1 rRNA gene is annotated in these 1,198 nt (G+C 56.2%); it reads left to right on the forward strand.

Features of this window, described 5'->3' with window-relative positions:
* Positions 1-1,166: ribosomal RNA gene (locus ACWEJX_RS37775) — 23S ribosomal RNA — on the forward strand; the annotation flags it as partial.
* Positions 1,167-1,198 lie beyond the last annotated feature (32 nt).

A 1,198-nucleotide genomic window follows, 5' to 3' on the forward strand; every position in this document is an offset into this window, starting at 1 on the left:
GGGGTGGCCGCAGAGACCAGCGAGAAGCGACTGTTTACTAAAAACACAGGTCCGTGCGAAGCCGTAAGGCGATGTATACGGACTGACGCCTGCCCGGTGCTGGAACGTTAAGGGGACCGGTTAGCTCAGATTCGTCTGGGCGAAGCTGAGAACTTAAGCGCCAGTAAACGGCGGTGGTAACTATAACCATCCTAAGGTAGCGAAATTCCTTGTCGGGTAAGTTCCGACCTGCACGAATGGCGTAACGACTTCTCGACTGTCTCAACCATAGGCCCGGTGAAATTGCACTACGAGTAAAGATGCTCGTTTCGCGCAGAAGGACGGAAAGACCCCGGGACCTTTACTACAGTTTGATATTGGTGTTCGGTTCGGCTTGTGTAGGATAGGTGGGAGACTGTGAAGCGGCCACGCCAGTGGTTGTGGAGTCGTCGTTGAAATACCACTCTGGTCGTGCTGGATGTCTAACCTCGGTCCGTGATCCGGATCAGGGACAGTGTCTGATGGGTAGTTTAACTGGGGCGGTTGCCTCCCAAAGGGTAACGGAGGCGCCCAAAGGTTCCCTCAGCCTGGTTGGCAATCAGGTGTTGAGTGTAAGTGCACAAGGGAGCTTGACTGTGAGACCGACGGGTCGAGCAGGGACGAAAGTCGGGACTAGTGATCCGGCGGTGGCTTGTGGAAGCGCCGTCGCTCAACGGATAAAAGGTACCCCGGGGATAACAGGCTGATCTTCCCCAAGAGTCCATATCGACGGGATGGTTTGGCACCTCGATGTCGGCTCGTCGCATCCTGGGGCTGGAGTCGGTCCCAAGGGTTGGGCTGTTCGCCCATTAAAGCGGTACGCGAGCTGGGTTTAGAACGTCGTGAGACAGTTCGGTCCCTATCCTCTGTGCGCGCAGGAATATTGAGAAGGGCTGTCCCTAGTACGAGAGGACCGGGACGGACGAACCTCTGGTGTGCCAGTTGTTCTGCCAAGGGCATGGCTGGTTGGCTACGTTCGGGAGGGATAACCGCTGAAAGCATCTAAGCGGGAAGCCTGCTTCGAGATGAGTATTCCCACCTCCTTGAGAGGGTAAGGCTCCCAGTAGACGACTGGGTTGATAGGCCGGATGTGGAAGCCCAGTAATGGGTGGAGCTGACCGGTACTAATAGGCCGAGGGCTTGTCCTCAGTTGCTCGCGTCCACTGTGTTAGTTCTGAAG

The sequence above is a fragment of the Streptomyces sp. NPDC004788 genome (assembly GCF_053601115.1).